Origin of the sequence: Rossellomorea oryzaecorticis (assembly GCF_045897515.1) — a bacterium.
Classification (GTDB): domain Bacteria; phylum Bacillota; class Bacilli; order Bacillales; family Bacillaceae_B; genus Rossellomorea; species Rossellomorea enclensis.
In genome coordinates this window covers 44,435-66,302 of the sequence record NZ_JBJOSA010000001.1, presented here as the reverse complement: position 1 = coordinate 66,302, position 21,868 = coordinate 44,435, and the positions used below count along the sequence as shown (strand labels likewise).

The 21,868-nt window shown below is 48.6% G+C and carries 23 protein-coding genes; 19 read left to right on the top strand and 4 right to left on the bottom strand.

Annotated features, from left to right (window positions below; translation table 11 throughout):
- Positions 1–597 precede the first annotated feature (597 nt).
- The 4 genes from ACKA06_RS00345 to ACKA06_RS00330 all read left to right on the top strand — a co-directional run bounded on the left by ACKA06_RS00345 (position 598) and on the right by ACKA06_RS00330 (position 4,776).
- Positions 598–1,281: a Dph6-related ATP pyrophosphatase gene (locus ACKA06_RS00345; protein WP_411158798.1), complete on the top strand. Its 684-nt coding sequence runs from the start codon at positions 598–600 to the stop codon at positions 1,279–1,281.
- Between the two features lie 176 nt (positions 1,282–1,457).
- A complete protein-coding gene (locus ACKA06_RS00340; RefSeq protein WP_411158797.1) occupies positions 1,458–2,504 on the top strand; it encodes a lactonase family protein in 1,047 nt (348 codons plus the stop codon).
- A 139-nt stretch (positions 2,505–2,643) separates the two neighbouring features.
- Positions 2,644–3,483, top strand: coding sequence for an MBL fold metallo-hydrolase (locus ACKA06_RS00335; protein WP_411158796.1), 840 nt, complete (start codon positions 2,644–2,646; stop codon positions 3,481–3,483).
- Between the two features lie 159 nt (positions 3,484–3,642).
- Positions 3,643–4,776: a zinc-dependent alcohol dehydrogenase gene (locus tag ACKA06_RS00330; RefSeq protein WP_411158795.1), complete on the top strand. Its 1,134-nt coding sequence runs from the start codon at positions 3,643–3,645 to the stop codon at positions 4,774–4,776.
- A gap of 60 nt (positions 4,777–4,836) precedes the next feature.
- On the opposite strand, the gene ACKA06_RS00325 is transcribed toward ACKA06_RS00330, so the two are convergent.
- Positions 4,837–5,352: a DUF3231 family protein gene (locus ACKA06_RS00325; protein ID WP_032085731.1), complete on the bottom strand. Its 516-nt coding sequence runs from the start codon at positions 5,350–5,352 to the stop codon at positions 4,837–4,839.
- A gap of 234 nt (positions 5,353–5,586) precedes the next feature.
- Entirely contained in the window at positions 5,587–6,078 is a 492-nt protein-coding gene (locus ACKA06_RS00320; protein WP_032085867.1) for a lactoylglutathione lyase family protein, read from the bottom strand.
- Between the two features lie 124 nt (positions 6,079–6,202).
- Here ACKA06_RS00320 and ACKA06_RS00315 point away from each other — a divergent pair, with 124 nt between their 5' ends.
- On the top strand, positions 6,203–6,544 hold the full coding sequence (locus ACKA06_RS00315) for a winged helix-turn-helix transcriptional regulator (RefSeq protein WP_032085732.1): 342 nt from the start codon (positions 6,203–6,205) through the stop codon (positions 6,542–6,544).
- 405 nt (positions 6,545–6,949) lie between these two features.
- On the opposite strand, the gene katG is transcribed toward ACKA06_RS00315, so the two are convergent.
- Positions 6,950–9,172 carry a catalase/peroxidase HPI gene (gene katG / locus ACKA06_RS00310; RefSeq protein WP_411158794.1) on the bottom strand — a complete coding sequence of 741 codons (2,223 nt, stop codon included), beginning with the start codon at positions 9,170–9,172 and terminating at the stop codon, positions 6,950–6,952.
- Positions 9,173–9,423: 251 nt separating this feature from the next.
- Here katG and ACKA06_RS00305 point away from each other — a divergent pair, with 251 nt between their 5' ends.
- The 6 genes from ACKA06_RS00305 (at position 9,424) to ACKA06_RS00280 (ending at position 12,808) form a co-directional block, all read left to right on the top strand.
- On the top strand, positions 9,424–9,846 hold the full coding sequence (locus ACKA06_RS00305) for an SRPBCC family protein (protein WP_411158793.1): 423 nt from the start codon (positions 9,424–9,426) through the stop codon (positions 9,844–9,846).
- Positions 9,847–9,897: 51 nt separating this feature from the next.
- A complete protein-coding gene (locus tag ACKA06_RS00300) occupies positions 9,898–10,422 on the top strand; it encodes a DinB family protein (RefSeq protein ID WP_411158792.1) in 525 nt (174 codons plus the stop codon).
- A gap of 43 nt (positions 10,423–10,465) precedes the next feature.
- Positions 10,466–10,942, top strand: coding sequence for a GNAT family N-acetyltransferase (locus tag ACKA06_RS00295; RefSeq protein WP_411158791.1), 477 nt, complete (start codon positions 10,466–10,468; stop codon positions 10,940–10,942).
- Between the two features lie 108 nt (positions 10,943–11,050).
- Positions 11,051–11,470: a hypothetical protein gene (locus tag ACKA06_RS00290; RefSeq protein WP_198258034.1), complete on the top strand. Its 420-nt coding sequence runs from the start codon at positions 11,051–11,053 to the stop codon at positions 11,468–11,470.
- 149 nt (positions 11,471–11,619) lie between these two features.
- Positions 11,620–12,156, top strand: coding sequence for an RNA polymerase sigma factor (locus ACKA06_RS00285; RefSeq protein ID WP_032085737.1), 537 nt, complete (start codon positions 11,620–11,622; stop codon positions 12,154–12,156).
- The gene (locus ACKA06_RS00280) at positions 12,128–12,808 is read left to right on the top strand and encodes a DUF3600 domain-containing protein (protein ID WP_411158790.1); all 681 of its coding nucleotides are present in this window, start codon (positions 12,128–12,130) and stop codon (positions 12,806–12,808) included. The genes ACKA06_RS00285 and ACKA06_RS00280 overlap by 29 nt, the downstream gene beginning before the upstream one ends.
- A gap of 44 nt (positions 12,809–12,852) precedes the next feature.
- Here ACKA06_RS00280 and ACKA06_RS00275 read toward each other — a convergent pair whose 3' ends face one another.
- Positions 12,853–13,062: a hypothetical protein gene (locus ACKA06_RS00275; protein ID WP_032085739.1), complete on the bottom strand. Its 210-nt coding sequence runs from the start codon at positions 13,060–13,062 to the stop codon at positions 12,853–12,855.
- 184 nt (positions 13,063–13,246) lie between these two features.
- Between ACKA06_RS00275 and ACKA06_RS00270 the strand changes: the two genes are divergently transcribed.
- The 8 genes from ACKA06_RS00270 to ACKA06_RS00235 all read left to right on the top strand — a co-directional run bounded on the left by ACKA06_RS00270 (position 13,247) and on the right by ACKA06_RS00235 (position 21,860).
- The gene (locus tag ACKA06_RS00270) at positions 13,247–14,818 is read left to right on the top strand and encodes a fatty acid--CoA ligase (protein WP_411158789.1); all 1,572 of its coding nucleotides are present in this window, start codon (positions 13,247–13,249) and stop codon (positions 14,816–14,818) included.
- 678 nt (positions 14,819–15,496) lie between these two features.
- Positions 15,497–16,099: a TetR/AcrR family transcriptional regulator gene (locus ACKA06_RS00265; RefSeq protein ID WP_411158788.1), complete on the top strand. Its 603-nt coding sequence runs from the start codon at positions 15,497–15,499 to the stop codon at positions 16,097–16,099.
- 14 nt (positions 16,100–16,113) lie between these two features.
- Positions 16,114–17,595 carry an o-succinylbenzoate--CoA ligase gene (locus ACKA06_RS00260; protein ID WP_411158787.1) on the top strand — a complete coding sequence of 494 codons (1,482 nt, stop codon included), beginning with the start codon at positions 16,114–16,116 and terminating at the stop codon, positions 17,593–17,595.
- Positions 17,596–17,602: 7 nt separating this feature from the next.
- Positions 17,603–18,019, top strand: coding sequence for a MaoC family dehydratase (locus ACKA06_RS00255; RefSeq protein WP_411158786.1), 417 nt, complete (start codon positions 17,603–17,605; stop codon positions 18,017–18,019).
- Between the two features lie 2 nt (positions 18,020–18,021).
- Entirely contained in the window at positions 18,022–19,023 is a 1,002-nt protein-coding gene (locus ACKA06_RS00250) for a 3-oxoacyl-ACP synthase (RefSeq protein WP_411158785.1), read from the top strand.
- Positions 19,024–19,127: 104 nt separating this feature from the next.
- On the top strand, positions 19,128–20,342 hold the full coding sequence (locus ACKA06_RS00245; RefSeq protein WP_411158784.1) for a substrate-binding domain-containing protein: 1,215 nt from the start codon (positions 19,128–19,130) through the stop codon (positions 20,340–20,342).
- Positions 20,343–20,404: 62 nt separating this feature from the next.
- A complete protein-coding gene (locus ACKA06_RS00240; protein WP_411158783.1) occupies positions 20,405–21,178 on the top strand; it encodes an ABC transporter ATP-binding protein in 774 nt (257 codons plus the stop codon).
- Complete coding sequence (locus tag ACKA06_RS00235) at positions 21,156–21,860, top strand: ABC transporter ATP-binding protein (protein WP_411158782.1); 705 nt, start codon at positions 21,156–21,158, stop codon at positions 21,858–21,860. The genes ACKA06_RS00240 and ACKA06_RS00235 overlap by 23 nt, the downstream gene beginning before the upstream one ends.
- Positions 21,861–21,868: the final 8 nt, after the last annotated feature.

Sequence of the window (21,868 nt, the reverse complement as noted above, 5' to 3'; positions counted from 1 at the left end):
GACTCCGCTGGGTTGAAGACCATGGGATCTTGTCATTTGATCCGGGTGGGGATTGAAAGCGGTGTTTTTTTGCCGAAGGGAGAAATTAAATTGTCAACGGACACAATCATTGAATATAAGGGTGCAATAATGCAGATTTTTAGTAAAGGGAAAGTCTACAGTTAGAAGCACAAATCTCAAAGGAACGCCAAATCATAGGGCTTCTGCGTCAATTTACAGGGAATCGGGAACAACCGGGCGTCAGCTGACGATGAATATGATATTATTTTGATAGAGTAAACGAGTTTTTAATAAAAAAAGGCTATTTTCTAATAGATTGTTGCTTTCCGTAAGTAGGCTTGTAACCTGAATGCAGCTAGTAGACGGGCAGTTTTCGAACTCAAGTTTAAACTAGAGACAGACTGACAACAAGAAAATAACCAAGTTCGGGTATTTTCATGTCTGAGTAGCACCAAAGTATGCGAAAAGAGCCTTAAAAGAAGACAAGTTAAAGGGTTTGTTAAATGGTTTGACAAAATTATTTAGAGATTCCCTTTAATGCCTGGCTGTCTCCGGCTAATCAAGGGAAACAGAAAATCAGATAAAGGAGGACTCAACATGAAAACAGCAATCGGATTCAGCGGCGGGAAGGATTCCACGCTTGCACTCTATAAAATACAGCAGGATCCCGCATATGAAGTGGATTCACTGTTAGTCACCATGACGGAAGGATTCGACCGGGTGTCGATCCACGGCGTCCGGCACGAACTGCTGAAACATCAGGCGGATTCGCTCGGGATTGCGCTCAGGGAAGTGTGGATCCCGGAAGGATGCACGAATGAGGTGTATCAGGAACGGATGCAGCAGGCGGTCTCGGAAATGCAGGCCGACGGGATCACCCATATCGTATTCGGTGATATCCATCTGGCGGATGTACGCGCATACCGGGAAAAGATGATGGAAGGGACGGGCATCACGCCTATCTTCCCGCTATGGGGACGACCTGTCGGGGAGATTTCCCTTGATTTCATCGACCTCGGCTTTCAAACCGTCATCACATGCGTCGACATGGATCAGATCGACCGCTCCTTCGCCGGAAGGGTCTATGATGAGTCCTTGATAAAAGATTATCCGGTCGCGAGCAGAGATATCTGCGGCGAAAACGGCGAATTCCACTCCTTCGTATTTAACGGACCGAACTTCAAATCTCCAATAAAATATGAGCTGGGTAAAGAGAGGATCACCCCGGACCCCGGCACAGAACGCGACCGCTTCCTATTCGTGGACATCATTCCGAACTAGGCGGGCCGGGGGGACAGGTACCGCGGCCCGGCTGCCATTCAAGCGGTAAGCATAAATAAAGCGCGTCACCCGGGAAAATCAGGCGGTCCCATTTTCATACCGCCTGATTTTTTTGTTATAGTAAGGAAAGAGTGAATGCGTCAATTTTTAAAAAGCGCACAAGGAGTGTTTACACAATGACAAAAATGATTGGATACGTTGGTACATATACGAAACAGGAAAGTAAAGGCGTGTATCAGTTCACGCTGGATACGGATAAAAAAGAAATCACGGATGTGCAGCTTGCCGCTGAAGTGGACAACCCCACTTATGTGACGGTGAGCGGAGACAGGAACAATCTTTATGCTGTATCCAAAGAGGGCGAAAACGGCGGTGTCACGGCGTTTGCGATTGAATCTGAAACGGGGTCGTTAGAGAAATTGAACAGCGACAGCACACCTGGCGCGAATCCATGCCACGTCAGCGTCGATCATGAGAGCCGTACCGTTGTGGCTGCGAACTATCATACGAAGATGATTGAATCCTGGCTGACGAATGAAGATGGCTCCCTGAAAGAGCTTGTTTCAAGCATCGAACATGAGGGATCCGGCCCGCATGAAAGACAGGAGAAGCCCCATATGCATTATGCAGGTTTCACTCCTGACGGGAAGTACGTCATCGGAATCGACCTCGGGAGCGACCGCATTTACACTTATGCCGTCAATCAAGGTGAGCTAAGGGAGGCTGCCGTATTCGAAACGAAGCCGGGGAGCGGCCCGAGGCATATTGCGTTCCATCCGAACGGGAAATTTGCTTATGTGATGACCGAGCTAAGCTCTGAGGTGCTTGTGCTGCACTATGATGAACGTGACGGCAGCTTTTCTGAGCAGCAGTATATCCCGACGATTCCTGAAGATTTCAATGAAACGAATGACGGAAGTGGGATCCATGTATCCCCTGACGGTCACTATGTGTACGCCGGCAACCGCGGACATAACACAGTGGCGGTCTTCAAGGCCGACCAGGATTCCGGCCAACTGACATTTGTGGACTGGACTTCGACGGAAGGAAACTGGCCCCGAGATTTTGTGATGGACCCGACAGGCGGATTCCTCGTCGCGACCAATCAGAAATCGAACACGATGGCGCTGTTTGCGAGAAACGAAGAAACCGGCAAGCTGGAGCTTCTTCAATCAGGTGTCCAAGTACCAGAGCCTGTATGCGTGAAATTCCTGGATGCCTAAAAATGAATCTGCCCGGCCCGGTCCATGTACCGCGGCCGGGCTTTTTTTGAAAAAAAGCACATAATCACACGGAAGAATGTGGATAGATAAAGAGACAGGCAGGCACTTCTTCAGAACGAAAATGAAGGGGGCTATCTCTTTGAAGCCATTGGATAATGATTTTTCCCAATCACATCTTCCTTTTTTCAGCGTGAAAAGTTGTGAGGGAAGGGAAGTATGCAGGGATGTCTATTATTGGACGAATCAGATTGTGAATGTGTGTTTTTACGGTGAATCGGGGTCCCGTGACTGGGTGCTGATTGACTGCGGGATGCCTCATTCGAAGGAAAAGATCATGGAGGCGGCAGAAGCTCGTTTCGGACACGACGGGAAGCCGAAAGCGATCCTGTTGACGCATGGGCATTTTGACCACGTCGGAGCGCTCCAGCCTCTATTGGAGGAATGGGATGTGCCGGTGTATGCGCATGAGCTCGAAATCCCCTATCTGAACGGAGAGCGGAATTATCCGAAGGGAGAGCCGACGGCAGACGGCGGGCTGGTCAGTGAGTTGTCCCCGCTTTATCCCCATCACGGAATCGATGTATCGGGATCGGTCCGGATGCTTCCTGATAACGGGGATGTACCATTTATGCCGGGATGGAAATGGATCCATACGCCTGGCCACACACCGGGTCATGTTTCTTTTTACCGGGAAGCGGACGGCGTGCTGATTGCCGGCGATGCATTTGTGACGGTGAAACAGGAATCACTGTACCGTGTGATGGTCCAAAAGAAGGAAATCAGCGGTCCGCCGCGTTATTTTACTAGTGATTGGGAGGCTGCGGAAGCGTCTGCAGGGAAATTGGCAGCCCTGCATCCGAAGACGGCCGTGACGGGACACGGCGAGATGATGGAAGGCGGGGAACTGGAGCGTTCGCTGAAGATGCTCGTTGACCGGTTTGATGACTTGGCGCTGCCGCCGAACCGGAGATCTCATTGAGAATAATCGCTTCCCCTCTGGGGACAATATGAAAAAATCAGGCCCTCTTCAAAGTCGAAGGGGGGTTATTTTTCGAAAAGCGGGCTGTTTGGGAGGCGTCTGGGTGATGGTGGATGAGACCGGACCCACCCTCATAACATCCTGGAATGGAGGAAGATCATGAAAGCAGTCACGTATCAAGGAAAGAATTCGATTGCCGTCAAGAAGGTGGACGACCCGCGCATTCAAGATTCAGAAGATGTCATTGTCAAAATCACATCAACGGCGATCTGCGGGTCGGATCTGCACCTGTACAAAGGGAATTTTCCGCTGCCGATCGGGTATGTGATCGGACATGAACCGATGGGGATCGTGGAGGAAGTCGGGAATGACGTAACGAAAGTGAAGAAGGGGGACCGCGTCATCATCCCCTTCACGGTGGCCTGCGGACATTGCCCGTACTGTGAACAGCATCAGGAAAGCCAGTGCGATCACTCCAACCCCCATTATGATTCAGGGGGACTGTTCGGGTACTCCGAGAAATTCGGCAACTATCCAGGCGGACAGGCTGAATACCTGCGGGTTCCTTACGGTAATTACACACCGTTTCTGGTACCGGAGAATTGCGAGCTGGATGATGAAAAAATCCTCTTACTGTCCGATGTCCTGCCGACCGCTTACTGGAGCGTGGAAAATGCAGGCGTGAAAAAAGGGGATACGGTCATCGTCCTCGGCTGCGGTCCGGTCGGGTTGATGGCGCAGCAGTTTGCGTGGAAAAAAGGGGCGGAACGCGTCATCGCGGTCGATTATTTCGATTACCGCTTGCAGCATTCAAGGAAAATGAACAAGACTGAAACCTTTGACTTCACCCAGTACGAGGACATGGGCGAGACGCTGAAGGAGTTGACGAAAGGCGGGGCGGACGTGGTCATCGACTGCGTCGGTATGGACGGGAAGAAGTCTCCGCTTGAGTTTGTCGAGCAGAAACTGAAGCTTCAGGGCGGTACAATCGGCCCGATCCAGATCGCCACGAAGGCGGTGCGCAAATGCGGAACCGTGCAGCTGACCGGGGTGTACGGCGGACTCTACAATATGTTTCCGCTCGGCCCGTTTTTCTCCAGAAACGTCACGTTGAAAATGGGGCAGGCACCGGCAAGGGCCTATATGGAGCCTCTGTATGAAGGGATCGTCAAAGGAGAAATCGATTCAACGTCGATCATCACTCATTCATTGAAGCTGGAGGAAGCGGCGAAGGGGTATGAGTTGTTCAATAAGAAGGAAGATGATTGTATCAAGGTGATTTTGAAGCCATAAAAAAGGATTCTCAGGCTGCCGGGAATGTTCCGGATCCTGAGAATCTTTTTTTGTTAATGGTTATTCGCAATGTTCATTTTTGTTTTTGTGAAGCGGAGGAGGGATCAACCATCCCTTTTCTTTATTGAGCTTCAGGACTTTTGCCCCGAGTTGTGCTTTTGCCATGTGGAATTGGCCAAACATTGCAGCCACATCTTCACGGATGCTTTGTCCGATGATCGCACTGCAAGCGACGAGACCTGCAGAGATGCTGGCGGATAATGCCGCCGCAATTGCCGGATCCGGCATGCGGGCACCTGTCGGGATATCATCCAGACACGCTTTCGGAGGCTCCGGTGAAGCAGGCGGTAACCCAATCCCATTTTCTTTCAACAGTTTTTGTACCTGTTTGATTTCTTCCTGCCCGGCCTCGATGCTGTCATTCAACAATTTCTTCAGATCATCATCCCCGGCATGGTTGAGCTGCATCTGATAACTTGCAACAGAAGCGTTCGCCGTCATCAAATAGCTCCAGGTACCGAATACTTCACCATAATGAAGAGGCTCTTCCTGTGGATTGCCGCTTAATATACCCATAATCATCCTCCTGATCGTCAAAATTGTGCCACCCTTCAAATACATTTTAAGAGCACAAGGATTATCTTTTCCCAATGAAGACTTATCAATGTATTTGCGAGGTATCTTTTCGATCCGGAGCAAGTGGTAATTTTTAAAGGCAGCCTGGCTTAAACATGTGCTCATTTGTCTAGGCAGGCATTCCCAATTTGGTTGGGTCATCAGTGGGAAGAGGGCTGTTCCGATTAACCTCGATCAGTAAGCCCCTTCAGAATACGTCAGCTCATAACTGTGGGTGTAAATCTCAAAAATATTACCGAATGGATCTTCGACGTAGACCATTTTATACGGCTTGTCATCAGGATAGTATTCGCGGATCGGCATTCGCTGCTTGCCGCCGTTTTGGACGATTTTCTCGACGAGTCCTTCGATGTCGGGGTCCTGAACGCAGAAGTGAAAGATTCCCGTTTTCCAGTATTCAAAGTTATTTTCCGGCTGTTCGTTGTGCGGGAATTCGAATAGTTCGACCCCGATTTTATCGCCTGTTGAAAGATGGGCGATGCGGAAGGTTTCCCACTCGTCACCGAATACGTCGCGGCACATCTGGCCTATGGCTGAATCGTCGTTATGGACATCAGACGGCTCCATGATCGTGTACCAGCCTAATACGTCTGTATAGAATTTCACGGCTTTGTCGAGGTCCGGCACGGACAGGCCGATATGTGAAAAGTTTCTTGGGTATGGCATCATTTTAAATATTCCTCCTTCATTTGTTTGACAATCATAAGTATAGAGGGTTATTCTTCTTCTCAAAAGTATGCACTTTTTGGAGAGATACTACCCAAAAGGTAAGTAAGGAGTGGAGACGGGGATGAGCGATTCGATCACTGTGGATGAAAACGGGAAGCTGAAATGCTCGATTGAATATACACTGGGGAAGATCGGGGGCAAATGGAAGCCCGTGATCCTTTGGCATCTTGCCTATGACGGCACGCAGCGGTATAACGAAATGAGAAGGCTCCTGCCCGGCATCACCCATAAAATGCTGAGCCAGCAGCTTAAGGAGCTCGAAGTGGATGGGCTGATTGACCGGAAGCAGTTCAATGAGGTCCCGCCGAGAGTGGAGTATTCGATATCGGAGAAGGGTTTGACGCTGAAGCCGTTGTTGGAGGAGATGCATCGGTGGGGGACGGAGCAGTGGGGTGGCGAGTAAGCCCAGGGGAATGTTTTATAATTGGGGCTTGACTGTCTTGCGGAGTAACAGGTCTGAGACAGGGGTGACCGCTGGCGATGGCGAGAGGGTTATCCCGCTTGATGCTCTGGTTGCCGGTCTTCAGTAAATTCGCACTTCGGGAACGGCTGCCAGGTAGAAGACAGTATTTTTGCGATTTGATAATATAACTGGATTTTTGATAATAAGTGGACCGTTTTTGATAATATATGTATTCTAGCCCCAGTAAAAAGCCCTCGATATGGTTTGCGGATCGGGGGTGAAGTGATTTTTTATCAATGATTCACCGTTTTTACTTTGTTTTGAAGCATTTTTTGTCTGTTTTGAGTAAAAAAGTCCGGCCCCTGCAGCAGAAACATTCTGCATCGGGGGCCGGACTTTCTTATTTTATTTACACTTCACATCAAACCGGTCTGCATCCATCACCTTCACCCAGGCTGAAACGAAGTCACGGACAAATTTCTCTTTGTTGTCGTCCTGTGCGTAGACTTCCGCGAGGGCCCGGAGTTCGGAGTTGGATCCGAAGACGAGGTCGAAGCGGGTAGCCGTGCGGACGGCTTCACCTGTTTTGCGGTCGCGGCCTTCATACTGGTTGAAGCCGGCCGGTTTCCATTCGATGCCCATGTCAAGGAGGTTCACGAAGAAGTCGTTGGTCAAAGTGCCGACTCTGTCTGTGAAGACACCGTGTGCGGTACCTCCGTGGTTGGCACCGAGTGCGCGCATGCCGCCTACTAATACGGTCATTTCAGGCGCGGACAGGCCAAGGAGCTGGGCTTTGTCGACGAGCATTTCTTCAGGACTGACCGAATACTCCTTCTTCTGGTAGTTGCGGAATCCGTCCGAAACCGGCTCCAGTACCTTGAAGCTGTCGACATCGGTCTGCTCGTGTGTGGCGTCGCCGCGGCCCGGTGTGAATGGAACCGTGACGTCGAAGCCTGCATCTCTGGCAGCTTTTTCGACTGCTGCACATCCTCCGAGGACGATCAGGTCGGCCAGGCTGACGTTCTTGTCCAGACCGCTTTGAAGCTCTTCGAAGACACCGAGTACTTTTTCAAGCTTATCCGGTTCGTTCGCTTCCCAGTCTTTCTGCGGGGCGAGGCGGATCCGGGCACCGTTCGCACCGCCGCGCATGTCGGAGCCGCGGAATGTGCTGGCGGAGGCCCAGGCTGTTTTCACGAGCTCGCTCACGGATAATCCGGAATCCAGGATTGCTGCTTTTAATTGAGCAATTTCTGCGTCGGACAGGTCATAATCGACCGCCGGCACCGGGTCCTGCCAGATCAGCTCTTCATCCGGAACCTCAGGCCCGATGTAGCGCGCTTTCGGTCCCATGTCGCGGTGGAGCAGCTTGAACCATGCACGGGAGAAGGCATCGGCGAATTCATCCGGATTCTGATGGAACCGGCGGGCAATCTTTTCATAATCGGGATCCATGCGCAGGGCCATGTCTGCCGTCGTCATCATCGTCTTCACGCGGATGGACGGATCTTCGGCGTCCGGCGCCATATGTTCTTCCGTCATATCGACCGGTGCCCATTGGGATGCACCTGCAGGACTCTTCGTCAGTTCCCATTCATATCCGAACAGAAGGTCGAAGTACCCGTTATCCCATTTTGTCGGGTTCGTCGTCCAGGCACCGTCGACACCGCTTGAAATCGTATCGCGGCCTTTTCCACTCTTATAGCTGCTGTGCCAGCCGAGCCCCTGTTTATCCATCGTCGCGGCTTCCGGGTCATCGCCGACAAGGGAAGCGTCGCCTGCGCCGTGGGCTTTTCCGAATGTATGGCCGCCAGCGATGAGGGCAACCGTTTCTTCATCATTCATCGCCATCCGGCCGAATGTATCACGGATGTCGCGGGCGCTGCCGAGTGGATCCGGTTCACCGTTCGGGCCTTCCGGATTGACGTAGATGAGCCCCATCTGTACGGCTGCAAGCGGATCTTCAAGGTCGCGGTCGCCCGAGTAGCGGTTGTCCGCCAGCCATTCCTTCTCCGTACCCCAATACACATCCTCTTCCGCATGCCAGATATCCTCGCGTCCGGCACCGAAGCCGAATGTCTTCAAGCCCATCGACTCAAGGGCGACATTCCCGGTGAGTACGAGCAGGTCAGCCCAGGAGATCTTGTTTCCGTACTTCTGTTTGATCGGCCACAGGAGGCGCCGTGCCTTATCCAGGTTGACATTGTCAGGCCAGCTGTTCAGCGGAGCGAAACGCTGTGAACCCGATGAGCTGCCTCCGCGACCGTCACCTTCGCGGTATGTACCTGCTGCATGCCACGACATCCGGATGAAGAATGGACCGTAATGACCGTAGTCTGCCGGCCACCAATCCTGGCTGTCCGTCATCAGGGAGTGGAGGTCTTTTTTCAGTGCATCGTAATCGAGCTTCGAAAATTCTTCACGGTAGTTGAAATCTTCCCCCATGGGGTTTGCTTTCCGGTCATGCTGGCGCAGGATGCCAAGGTTCAGCATGTTCGGCCACCAATCTTTATTCGTGGTCCCCCGCGGATCCGTCGTTGTCGTGATCGCCGTGTCCTTGTGGTGGGTAACAGGGCATTGCCCCGAAGCTGCCGAGTGTTCTTTCTGATCTGGCCTGTGATTGTTTTCCATTCCCATTCCCCTTTCTTTTTTGAAAAAATGACAATTCGTACAAGAAGTAGAATAATTATGAAAATTCTTACTTTCTATTATATTGGACAGCACTCCGTATGAAAAGTGTGAAGCTTTCGGACGTGCACTTTATTATATACACGGCTGTTTTAATGAATTCGTATTTTTTTAGTAGGAGAGTCTTTGGTCGTTAGCGAAATGTTTAAGGAGGCAAATTTCTTGTAATCAAATCTGAAAGTGAGCTGAGGTAAGTGAACAATACGACGAAAATGAACATCCGGAAACCGGCACAAGAAATCTTCGAGGCTTTTGTCGATCCTGAAAAAATCGGACACTTCTGGTTTTCTTCGAGTTCAGAAAGATGGGCAGAAGGGAAGATGATTACCCTCAGGTATGAAGAATACAATGCCGAGGGCGAGATAGAGATCAAAGAGATTTTTGAGAATGAAAAAATTGTGTTCGAATGGGCAGGCGGCCGTATGGTCACCATCAACTTCCTTCCTTCAGAGCAAGACAGCACCATCGTGGAAGTCAGTGAAGAGGGTTTTGATGAGCATGAGGAAAACTTCATCGCGCAGCTGGTGGATAACAAAGAAGGATGGGTGTATATGTTGAGCTGCTTGAAGGGATATATGGAGTTTGGGGTTAATCTGAGGGCTGGTTTGGTTAAGTGACCCTGAGGAATGACTGAAATTCGATCGTTTTTTGTAAAAGGGGAGAAGCTTATGAACTTTGAACTGAATGAGGCAATCGAGATTCTGGAGAGGACGCCGAAGACGTTGGAGGGATTGCTTTCAGGTTTGTCGGCAGGGTGGCTTGAATGTGATGAAGGGGAGGGCACCTGGAATGCGGACGGGGTCGTCGGACATTTAATTGAAGGTGAGAAATATAATTGGATACCGAGACTGAAGATGATTCTGAATGAGGGGGAGAGCAGGGTGTTTCCGGTATTTGACCGGTTTTCACATTTGGAAGCGGGCACCCCGAGGAGTCTAGAAGAGAAGCTGGCGGAATTTGCTTCGCTCAGATCAGCAAGTGTGGCTGAGTTAAAACGGCTGATCGCTGAACAGGGTCACTCCCTTGATTCCACAGGGCTTCATCCTGCTTTCGGGAAAGTGAGCGCGAGCGAACTGATTTCGACCTGGGTTGTGCATGATTTGACTCATATCTCCCAGATCGTCAGGGTGTTTTCGAACCGGTATCGGGAGGATGTTGGGCCCTGGATGGATTATTTGGGCGTGTTGAAGTAGAAATTTGTTGGAATTCAGGGAAAGAGAAGTTGGAGGAATGGACATGGGGACAGTCAGGCTGATACAGTACAACGAAAACTATAAGGAGCAGCTGTCGGGGTTTCATCTGCCGAAGGAGCAGCTGGAATTCACGAGTATGCCGTTGGAGAAGATACATAATCCGCATATTTCTGATAACACAGCACATGTGCTGATAGTGGAAGATGAAGAGCCGGTCGGTTATTTTGCATTGGAAGACGGGGAGAAACTGCATAAGTATAGTGAAAATGAGCAGGCAAGGCTTCTGACGTCGTTCTCGATCGATTCAGGCCACCAGGGCAAGGGCCTAGCTAAAAAAGGACTGAGATTGCTTCCGGCATTCGTCAGGGATCATCTTCCGGGAGTCGATGAAGTGGTGCTTGGGGTGAATAAACGGAATACAGCCGCGATCAGTTTGTATTTGAAGACAGGGTTTGAGGATGAAGGGGAAGAATATGTGGGGCCAAAGGGGCCGCAGCACGTGCTGCATTTGAAGGTTTGAGTTGTGCCGAGGCCGCAGGGGCCTCTTTTTTTTATGAAAATAACAATTGGATTATTATGGAATTACCTGTAAGATGGATGGGAGGAATGACGCAAAGGGGGAGATCACTTGAGTGCGAAAAAAACGGCTCAAAGTGTTAACTGGACGGTGTTGGGACTATTGATTTTATGTGGGCTGGTATTTGCCGGAAGTACATTCGGCAGCTTGATGAATGCGACCCCTGACGAACTTGACGGGATGCAATCACGAATCGAAAACCGCTGGAATCAGGATTTGTGGGTATTTGCGGGAATAGTGGGTGCCTGTACACTTTTGCTCATTGTTTTATGGAAGAGGTTGTTTCCGTATAATGTACCGCTTGCCATCATCCTCGGAGGATTCGGATTCGAGCTTCTTTTTCAGGCGACGGTCACGGGATGGGCCGGGCTCGCAGGACTGATCGGACTCGCTGTCGCACTTGTTGTCGGCGTGCTGATGATCCTGGTGTATGCGGTGGGGGAGAAATGGTGGAGAGTGCGGGGGGAATGAACGGGTCGGGGGGACAGGTACCTTGACCCGTTTTTCCGTGAGCTGAGGCTGACGGGATTTTTTATGGCTTTTTTAGAAAAATTTGAGCCAAATCGTTAAACCCACTGTCTAATGTACATAAAAGCTAAACGAAAAGAGGGTGACCCGCCATCAACAAGTTAGTACGAAAAGCTCAAAAGGGTGATGACAAAGCTTTCATCAAACTTTTTCAACTTTATGAGGAAGACCTGTACCGGATGGCCTTCGTGTATGTGAAAAATGAAGTTGACGCGCTGGATGTTGTGCAGGAGACGGCCTATCGGGCTTTCAAGAATATAGAAACTATCAAGAAGCCCAAATATGTGAAGACGTGGCTAATTAGAATCGCCATCACGTGTTCGTTGGATCTGCTCAAAAAGAATAAAAACGTGGTGCCGTTGATACCCGATTATGAGCAGTTCATGGGAGCTGAAGCAGATCCGCTTGCAGCGATCACTCTTAAGGAAATGATTGAAAAGCTGAACGAAGAAGAGAAGAGTACGGTTCTCTTGCGTTTCTATGAAGGATATTCGTTCAAGGAGATTGCAGAGACGCTTTCCGTTCCACTGGGGACAGCCAAATCCATCTTGTACCGGGCAATGGGGAAAATGCGGAAAGAATATGAGGAGGGTGAGAAAGATGAATCCTATCAAGCAGGAGATCAATAAGATTGCGATTCCGTCGCGATTGCACGAACATTCCGTCAGGGGAGTGGAAAGAGCGAAGCGGGAAAGGAAGGGCAGCGGCAGGGGGTGGCTCAAAAAACAGATGCTTGCAGCGATCCTCGCAGCCGCTTTAATCGTCCCAACAACCGCATTTGCCTACCAGACTCTGCTTGCTGATGAACTGTACGGCTCGTTTCAGGAAGTAAAAAAACATTTTCTCGGTGCTACGATGGAAGGATATCTTTTATTCGATGCAAAACTATTACAGGCTCAAGGAGAACTGAGGAAGGAAGATTATAAGGAGTTCAAGGGATTACTGAGTGTGGTGATTAGTGCCAAGGTTGAATACGGGGACAATTACGGGAACATTGATTATTCACAGATACCTCAGCAGCGACTGAAAGAATTGAGATCCGTATATTTTGACATACAGCCCTATTTTGACCAATTGAACGGACAGCGTTCAAGTAAGGAAGTACTCTCCCCGGATGAGTATGAAGAATATATTGACGCATTGATGATGTATGAACAGATCATGGTGCAAACCGGGATTAAGGATCCTGACCAAGTGGAGAAGATTCCTGGTCATCTTCAGGAAGAGTTCGAAAAAGCGAGAAACCTTTTATGGGAAGTAAATGAAAAACAAATGAAATAGCCTGAAGTCCGTCCCTCACTCCGAAATGGTGAGGGACATCTTTGTCAGGTAATCAGGGAATAAATCTTCCCATACACAAAAGGCAGAACTGACGCCACAATCAGTCCGGTCATTGCGGCGGCAGTGACATAAGTGATGAACTTTCTATATGTCAGTTCCTTCCGCTTATAAGCGATCATCAGTACTTTAATCATCGATAAGACTGTAATGGCGATGATCAGGGCTGAAAACGCACTGGCGAGAATGACTTCCATGGGATCATCCCTTTCTATGATTTGTTGTCTAAATTTTACCATATGGGCATAAAAGTTTCTCTGATAAATGAAAAGGGTTTGGAGTTAATTTGCAGAATATTCTAATAGCATGTATGGTAAATGTAAACAACACGAAGCAGCGGCAGGTGTAGATCGTTCAAACTTATCCCAGGGAGGAATGTAAATGAGTACGACGATTGGCAGGATTTTTGACCTGACGGTAATGAAGTCCCCGAACAAGGAAGCCCTTTATGATGTGCGGAAAGATCTTCGCTTTACATACAGGGAATGGAGTGACGAGGTGAACCGGCTGGCGAATGCGCTGATGGCGGAGGGTGTGAAGAAGGGGGACAGGGTGTCGACGTTCATGTTCAATACGGAGGAACTCGGGACCGCATTCTTCGCATGCGCAAAAATCGGTGCGGTGTTCAATCCGATCAATTTCCGGCTGCAGGCAGAAGAGGTGGCGTTCATCCTCACCGATGCTGCTCCGAAAGTCGTCCTGTTTGAAGAGGCAGTCGAGCCTGTCATTGCTTCGATTGAGAACCGGTTCCCGCATACGGCTTTCTGGTTCATTGACAGTGCTGCGCCTGACTATGCCGCAAGCTATCATGAAAAAGTGAAGGCTGCGGAACCGAAAGCCGTCGAAACAGAAGTCGATGAGAACGACCTGTACGCGATCATGTACACAAGCGGGACGACAGGCCGTCCGAAAGGTGTCATGCATAAGCATAGGAGCATGGCGGAGCAGAGCCTTTCCGTCATCGGTGCGACGAAACTGGAGGCAGGCGATGTAGGGCTCGTGACAGCGCCGATGTTCCATTGTGCCGAGCTTCACTGCGCCTTCCTTCCGAGGATTCATGCCGGCGGCAGCAATGTCATCCTCCACCAGTTCCATCCGAAGAAAGTGCTTGAGTTGATTGATTCAGAAAAAATCACCAAGTTCTTCGCCGCGCCGACGATGTGGAATATGATTCTGCAGGAAAATCTGGCAGACTACAATATTGAAAGTCTGAAACTCGGACTCTACGGGGCAGCCCCGATGGCACCGTCACTTGTCCATGCATGCCACGAACGGCTTGGTATCAAGCTTGTACAGGCATATGGGATGACAGAGATGGGGCCGGCAATCACATTTTTACCTGAAGATGACCAGCTCCGGAAAGCAGGGGCAGCCGGGCAGGCATGTCTCAACCATGAAATCAGGGTCGTGAAGCCGAACGAAAACGGACCGAGTGATCCGGATGAACTCGCTGCGCCGGGAGAAAGCGGTGAGATCATCGTTCAGGGGCCGTGTATGATGATGGGTTATTTTAACCGCGAGGAAGCGTCGGAAAAAGCGATGCATGGAGGATGGTACCATTCAGGTGATATCGGGTATCTCGATGAAGACGGCTACCTGTGGATCAAGGACCGCGTAGATGACATGATCATTTCCGGCGGGGAGAACATTTATCCGCGCGAGGTGGAGGATGTGCTGCATGCGCATGAAGGAGTGCTGGACGTCGCGATCGTCGGGATGCCGGACGACCGCTGGGGAGAGAGTGTGACGGCTTTCGTGGTGAAGAAGGATCCGGGCGTGACGGAAGAGGAGCTTGATGAGTGGTGTAAAAATAGCGAAAGTCTGGCTAATTATAAGAGGCCTCGGAAGTATGAATTTGTGGAGGAGCTGCCGAGGAATGCGAGCGGGAAGATCCAGAAGTTTGTGCTGCGGAAGCGGATGGAGGATGTGTTGACGGAGGGACAGGCTCATTAGGGAAGAAAACCGAGAGAGCAATTCTCTTGGTTTTTTTGCTTTAGGGGGCTCTTCCTGTCTGTGTGGTATGTAAATAGAGAAGGGTAGTATCGTTTGATTATATCGGAGTAATTTCGATAATAACGAGACGGGTTTATTAAGAACGCCGCGTAATTGATAAAAAAGCGCAGTGGCTTACAGCCTTTCGATAATAAAATCTCCATTTTCGATAAAATATCTTTCAATCTCGAAAATAAATTTGAGAAAATCGATAATAAAAGCAGGGCATGAGTTAGAGGGACGGCGTAATTTGTTTGATTTAGAAGAGAATGGGTTTAATATTTCCTTAATTGCTTAGAGAGATGGCGATTGTGAGGGGATTTGTTGGTATGAGGAAAGGTTTTTGCTTGTTTTGTGGACTTTTTTTGAATAAAAGTCCATTTCGTGAAAAAGAGTTCTGTCTGAAGGTAAGGGAAGACGTTTTCGAATCGGAGTACCTGTCTTGCTGGTGCGTTTTTAGTAGTTACAATACAAAAAAATTTAAGAGCCCAAGTGTAGATATTTAGGTCTGCGCTGGGCTCTTATTGTTATGTAAGCAGCTTTTTCTTGCGAAGTGGATCTATATAGTTACATTTATTTATCAAAAAACAGTTGTAATTTTCAGAATAGTAAATATAATAAAGTTGAGAGGTGATTCATATGTCAGAAAAAAATATACTAGCTGAAAAATCGTTAACTCCAAGAGGTCTTGAGACGAGGATCAAATTGTTGAAAGCAGCAGAAGAGGTTTTTGGTATCAAAGGTTATTACGAGACTTCGATCGTGAATATTTCTCAGGAGGCGAAAGTGGCACAGGGCACGTTTTATAATTACTTTCCTTCAAAAAAGGATATCTACGATGAACTAATCAGGAATTATAGCCGGGATCTGCGTATCGCCATTAAAGAGGGGATGGCGGGTGCATCTACTTATGAAGAGGCACAGCGAATGGGATTTTACGCCTTCTTTACATGGGTAAAAGAGCATCCCAATCTATACAGCATCGTGCAGCAGGCGGTTGTTGTAGATCGGGAGCTGTACAAATGGTATTACGGAAAGCTTGCCAGTGGATTCCTGAAGAGTCTGTCTCAAGGAATGGAAGCAGGGGAGTTTAAGGCCCTCGATCAAGAAACGGTCGCCTACTGCTTGATGTCGATTGGTCAGTTCCTGGGGATGAGATGGGTGTATTGGGAGAAGAAGAGCGTACCTGAGGAAGCGTTTGAAGCGGCGATGACACTCATTTTTCAAGGGTTGAAAAAGTAGAGGAGGTATGGTGAATGAAGGGCATTGACTACTGGATACATAAATGGGCAAGTACACATCCAGAGCGGGTTGCTGTCATAACCGATAAGGAAACGGTCACGTACAAACAGCTGGAACAGATGATTTCACATGCTGCCGGAAAGCTGAAGGATCAATTGAATGGGAAAAAAGGAGAGAGGATCGCGATCCTTTCTCAAAACAACCTGGAGTATCTGATTCTACTTTTTGCTGCTGCAAGGGTGGAATGCGTGGCGGTTCCACTGAATATCCGCCTAAGTGCAAGGGAGCTTATCTTCCAGCTGAATGACAGCGGGGCTTCTCTTTTATACACGGAGGAAACAAGTGTTGAGTTCGCTAAGGGTCTGCAAAACGAGACATCAATCAAAGAGGTCAAAGTTCTTGACTCATTGCGGGAGACTGCCGGTCATCAAGAATGTCAGTGTCCCGAAAACCAGGATACAAGTGCTCCATATATTATTTGTTATACCTCGGGTACGACCGGAAAGCCGAAGGGCGCGGTTCTGACTCAGGAAAATATGTTTTGGAATGCGGTGAACAATATGATTGCAATCGATCTGACGTCAGAGGATGTGGCGATTGTACTCTTGCCCCTGTTTCATATCGGGGGAATCGGATTGTTCGCCTTCCCTACACTATTCTGCGGAGGAACTATTGTTGTACCAGGTAAATTTGAACCCCATAAAGCAATTTCTATGATGGAACAGCACAGCGTCACGATTGTCATGGGGGTTCCTGCCATTCATCAGGCTCTTGTCAACAGCCCATCCTTTGAAAAGGCTGATCTGCAATCGGTCCGCTGGTTCTATAATGGAGGCGCTCCATGCCCGCAAGAACTGATTGAACTGTTTTACAGGAAGGGCTTCCTGTTTGGCCAGGGGTTTGGTATGACGGAAACGTCCCCTACGCTCTTTATGCTTTCAAAAGAAGATGCTCCAAGAAAGATCGGTTCGATCGGAAAGCCGGTGCTGTTCTGTGAGTATAAAATTGTGGACTCATCAGGTCATGTTTGTCCTGAGGGAGAGGTGGGGGAGATCTTTGTAAAAGGCCCGATGGTGATGAAAGAGTATTGGAACCGGCCAGAAGCAACGAGTGAGGCAATCGGGGACGGGTGGTTGAAAACGGGTGATCTGGCCAAAGTGGACAATGAAGGATTTCTATATATCGCCGGAAGGAAGAAGGAGATGATCATCTCTGGAGGTGAAAATGTTTATCCCCTTGAGGTCGAGCAGGTGATCAGCCAATTGCGGGAAGTGGCAGAAGTTGCCGTTGTCGGCCGGCTTGATTCACTATGGGGGGAAGTTCCCGAAGCTTTTGTTGTGAAAAGAAATGGAAGCGCTTTAACGGAAGTCGATATATTGGAACACTGCAGGAATTCCCTGGCAAAATACAAGATTCCAAAAGCGATCACCTTCCTGGAAGAACTGCCTCGCAACGCGACAGGCAAGATACAAAAAACACAACTGATAAGGAGTTGATGAAGACATGACCACATTTGCCATCGGACAGAAAGCGTCATGCAGCAAAACCATGACGGAGACTGATTTAGTCGTTTTTGCCGGGTTAAGTGGAGATTTCAACCCGATCCATATCGACCGGGAGTATGCAAAAGAGACCCGATTCAAGCAGCGGATCGCCCACGGGATGCTGACATCCAGCCTGCTCTCCCAGTTATTGGGGGTACATCTCCCCGGGAAAGGCTCGATCTATGTGGAGCAGAATATTCGTTTCAAAGCTCCGGTTTTCATCGGGGATACGGTCACAGCCAAAGCGACCATCCAGGAAATTGATGAAGAAAGAAGGATCCTGACGCTACTGACGGAGTGCTTTAATCAGGATAAAAAGCTTGTACTGACAGGCACGGCGAAAATGATGGTGCCGGAAGAAGGGAGATTGATTTAAATATGGGAATCGGAGTGGAAGCAACAGGGGTGTATTTTTCCCCAACAGTAGAAACAGCACATGAACTGGCAGGTAAAACCGGGATTCCTGAGTCGGTCATCATTGAGAAGTTCGGGTTGTATGAAAAACATGTATCGGACGAAACGATGCATGCCTCGGACCTCGCGATTGCAGCGGGTAGAGAAATACTGAAACAACATGACCCGCTGTCCATTGATGTAGTTATTTATTTCGGAAGTCCTCACAAAGATTATTACGTATGGTCCAGTGCACCGAAGATCCAGCACGAATTGGGAACGAAAAATGCCTATGCCTTTGAAATGATGAATGTGAGCTCCTGTTTCCCGATTGCATTAAAGGTAGCCAAGGATATGATCAGGTCAGACTCATCGATTGACCGGATTCTGCTTGTCGGGGGATGCAAGGAATCACAGATCGTTGATTATGCCAATCCACGGTCACGATTCATGTTCAATTTTGCTGATGGAGGAGCAGCGGCCCTGGTTTCAAGAGAGGCAGCCAACAGTGAAATCCTTGAAAGCCACATTGTAACGGACGGATCCTTTCACGACGATGTGATGGTCCCGGCAGGAGGATCCATTCATTTTGCGGGCTCCGAGAACGTTGAACAAGGGATGCATTATATTGATGTGAAAGATCCCGCCTCCATGAAAGAAAGACTAGATCCCGTATCCATCCCCAACTTTGAACTCGTCATAAGAAAAGCACTTGAAAAAAGCGGCTATACACCTCACCAAGTCAAACTATTATTGCCTCTGCACACAAAACGCTCCATGTTGAACGAACTACTCGACTCCTTGGGAATTCCAGAACAAAACGCTATGTACTTAGACCACCACGGCCACATGTCATCTCTTGATCCATGTATCGGACTTCATTTTGCACAGGAAAGAAGACTCTTAAATCCGGGTGATATTGCGGTCACTGTCAGTGCCGGTACTGGATATACCTGGGCTGCTACGGTTTTGCGGTGGGAAGGTTGAGGATGAATACTTCACACTACAGGAATGGGAATGTCATCATCGCATCCGGACTACTAAACAAACTTCAATTCTTTAAAAGAAATTAAACATTCAGGGGGATTACAATGAATAGTGGAAAACTTCAATTGAAAACGTTAGCCATTTTGTTGATTAGTTTCGTTGTTATTTTGACTGCAGGATGTTCGGGGGAACAGGCAAGCTCGGATGAAGACACAATCAAGATCGGGGTGCTGGCTTCTTTGACTGGGGCTCTTGAGGCTTATGGGAAACAAACGGTCGATGGATTTGAATTAGGTCTAGAGTATGCGACAGATGGTACGAATGAAATTGCAGGAAAGAAGATTGAATTCATCGTAGAGGATACGGAAACCAAGCCGGACGTTGCGGTAAAAAAGGCAACAAAGCTTCTGGAAGAGGATGAAGTGGATTTCCTTGTTGGTTCATCGAGCTCAGGGGACACGTTAGCGGTCCTTCCCCTTGCAGAGGAATATGAAAAGATCATGGTCGTCGAACCGGCAGTAGCCGATAGTATAACAGGTGAAAACTGGAACAAATTTATATTCAGGACGGGAAGGAACTCCTCTCAGGATGCTGTAGCGGGTGCGGCTGCGATTGCTGAGAAGGATGTGACAATCGCCACGCTTGCACAGGATAATGCATATGGACGTGAAGGAGTGGCGGCGTTTAAAGAAAAAGCCGAGGAGCTTGGGGCTACGCTCGTCAATGAGCAGTATGCTGATCCGAACTCAACGGATTTCACTGCGAACATCCAAACGATTATTAATGAAAAGCCGGACTATCTGTTCATTGTTTGGGCAGGTTCGAATGCCCCATGGAAGCAGCTGAAGGACATGAAAGTAGAGGATCAGGGCATCAAGATCTCTACGGCAGCCCAGGACATTGCTTCTTTGAAAACAATGGACTCCCTTGTGGGGATGAGCGGTTTCTCTATTTATTATCACACCCTTCCGGATAATGAAGTAAACGACTGGCTGGTAGAGGAACATAAAAAGAAATTTGACGGCCGGATCCCTGATTTATTTACGGCAGGCGGGATGACCTCGGCAATTTCCATCGTGGAAGCCCTTAAGAAAACTGAGGGGGATAACGATGTCGACACCTTGATTTCGACGATGGAAGGAATGGAATTTGACACGCCTAAAGGAACGATGAAATTCCGTCCGGAAGACCATCAAGCGCTTCAATCCCTTTATGCAATTTCGTTAGAGGAACAGAATGGAGTCGATCATCCGGTCCCTGTGTTGATCAGAGAGTTAAAGATGGACGAAACAGAACCGCCGGTCCGAAATAAACAATGATTTTTCACCTTCAGGAAGCGCTTCATGCTTCCTGAAGGCTTTTACCTTAGGAGGTGCCGAAAATGCCAGCAATTTTGACAACCAACCAGCTATGTGTGTCGTTCGGTGAACACCAAGTGATTAACGATGTTAATTTATGCATTGAACGAGGGAAGCTTGTTTCTATTATCGGACCCAATGGGGCAGGGAAAACGACGTTATTTAATCTCATAAGCGGTCAAATTAAGCCTACCAGAGGGGACATTTCATTTAACGGGGAGACAGTGACGAAATTGCCCGTTCCGATGAGGGTGAGAAGAGGGATTGGTCGTTCCTTTCAGCTGACCAATATCTTTCCTGAACTCACGGTTCTTGAAAACATCCGGCTTAGCCTACAAGCGGCCGGTAAAGACTATTATTCTATTTTTCCAAAGCTTTCTTTACGAAGAAGACAGCTAACGGCAGCGGATGAACTGGCGGAGAAATGCATGCTGTCCGATAAAAAGGAGGTTTTTGCCCAGCATTTGGCCCATGGTGATAAGAGAAAGCTGGAAATTGCGATGCTTCTTGCATTGAAGACCGAGCTGCTCCTTCTTGATGAGCCGACTGCTGGGATCTCTGTTGATGATATCCCGGCAATTCTCGAAGTGATAGAACGGATTAAAAGTGAGGGGCGCCATACGATTGTGTTAATCGAGCACAAAATGGAAATGGTCCTTCATCTCTCCGATGAACTGATCGTTTTGTTTAATGGGGAACTGCTGGCAAAGGGGGACCCGAAAGAAATCATTAAAGACGAACGGGTCCAAACGGCATATTTAGGAGGGATGCACAGTGAGTCTATTAAAAGTGGATAACCTTGAAACCTATTTGGGGCAATATCATATTCTTCATGGTGTTTCGTTTGAGGTGAAGAGGGGTAGCATCACCGTATTATTAGGGCGGAACGGAGCGGGGAAGACGACGACACTGCGTTCCATCATGGGGTTCAATTCTGCAAGCAAAGGAACGATCCAGTATGGAGATGAACCCATTCATGGTATCTCTCCTCATCTGATTTCGAGAAAAGGGATAGGCTATGTACCAGAAAATCAGGGTATCTTTAAAACGTTGACCGTCCAGGAAACTTTCAGCCTGGCAAAAATGAAAGGTGATTCCCAGGCGGAGGAAAAAGTAGAGTGGATGCTGGACCTATTTCCGGATCTTAAAAAATACTGGACGAAAAAAAGCGGCGTTCTGTCTGGCGGACAGAAACAAATGCTTGCGATTTCAAGAGCTTATATCAACGGAAATGGTCTTCTATTAATAGACGAACCCAGTAAAGGGCTGTCGCCGATCATGGTGGAGAAGCTGATGGAATCGATTCTAAAAATGAAAGAGAAAACAACGATTCTGCTTGTCGAACAGAACTTCATGATGGCAAGCCGTATCGGGGATGATTTTTATATTATGGATGATGGAAAGATTGTTCTGAACGGAGAGATGGCTTCCTTAGTTCAGGACCGGGAAACCTGTCAAAAATACTTAGGCATTGCGTAATCGATAGA

Bases quoted from the DNA above. Each gene is read 5' to 3' on its own strand.
- ACKA06_RS00345 (WP_411158798.1), top strand. From the start codon at position 598: ATGAAAACAGCAATCGGATTCAGCGGCGGGAAGGATTCCACGCTTGCA.
- ACKA06_RS00340 (WP_411158797.1), top strand. From the start codon at position 1,458: ATGACAAAAATGATTGGATACGTTGGTACATATACGAAACAGGAAAGT.
- ACKA06_RS00330 (WP_411158795.1), top strand. From the start codon at position 3,643: ATGAAAGCAGTCACGTATCAAGGAAAGAATTCGATTGCCGTCAAGAAG.
- ACKA06_RS00325 (WP_032085731.1), bottom strand. From the start codon at position 5,352: ATGGGTATATTAAGCGGCAATCCACAGGAAGAGCCTCTTCATTATGGT.
- ACKA06_RS00320 (WP_032085867.1), bottom strand. From the start codon at position 6,078: ATGCCATACCCAAGAAACTTTTCACATATCGGCCTGTCCGTGCCGGAC.
- ACKA06_RS00315 (WP_032085732.1), top strand. From the start codon at position 6,203: ATGAGCGATTCGATCACTGTGGATGAAAACGGGAAGCTGAAATGCTCG.
- katG (WP_411158794.1), bottom strand. From the start codon at position 9,172: ATGGAAAACAATCACAGGCCAGATCAGAAAGAACACTCGGCAGCTTCG.
- ACKA06_RS00300 (WP_411158792.1), top strand. From the start codon at position 9,898: ATGAACTTTGAACTGAATGAGGCAATCGAGATTCTGGAGAGGACGCCG.
- ACKA06_RS00295 (WP_411158791.1), top strand. From the start codon at position 10,466: ATGGGGACAGTCAGGCTGATACAGTACAACGAAAACTATAAGGAGCAG.
- ACKA06_RS00280 (WP_411158790.1), top strand. From the start codon at position 12,128: ATGAATCCTATCAAGCAGGAGATCAATAAGATTGCGATTCCGTCGCGA.
- ACKA06_RS00275 (WP_032085739.1), bottom strand. From the start codon at position 13,062: ATGGAAGTCATTCTCGCCAGTGCGTTTTCAGCCCTGATCATCGCCATT.
- ACKA06_RS00270 (WP_411158789.1), top strand. From the start codon at position 13,247: ATGAGTACGACGATTGGCAGGATTTTTGACCTGACGGTAATGAAGTCC.
- ACKA06_RS00265 (WP_411158788.1), top strand. From the start codon at position 15,497: ATGTCAGAAAAAAATATACTAGCTGAAAAATCGTTAACTCCAAGAGGT.
- ACKA06_RS00260 (WP_411158787.1), top strand. From the start codon at position 16,114: ATGAAGGGCATTGACTACTGGATACATAAATGGGCAAGTACACATCCA.
- ACKA06_RS00255 (WP_411158786.1), top strand. From the start codon at position 17,603: ATGACCACATTTGCCATCGGACAGAAAGCGTCATGCAGCAAAACCATG.
- ACKA06_RS00250 (WP_411158785.1), top strand. From the start codon at position 18,022: ATGGGAATCGGAGTGGAAGCAACAGGGGTGTATTTTTCCCCAACAGTA.
- ACKA06_RS00245 (WP_411158784.1), top strand. From the start codon at position 19,128: ATGAATAGTGGAAAACTTCAATTGAAAACGTTAGCCATTTTGTTGATT.
- ACKA06_RS00240 (WP_411158783.1), top strand. From the start codon at position 20,405: ATGCCAGCAATTTTGACAACCAACCAGCTATGTGTGTCGTTCGGTGAA.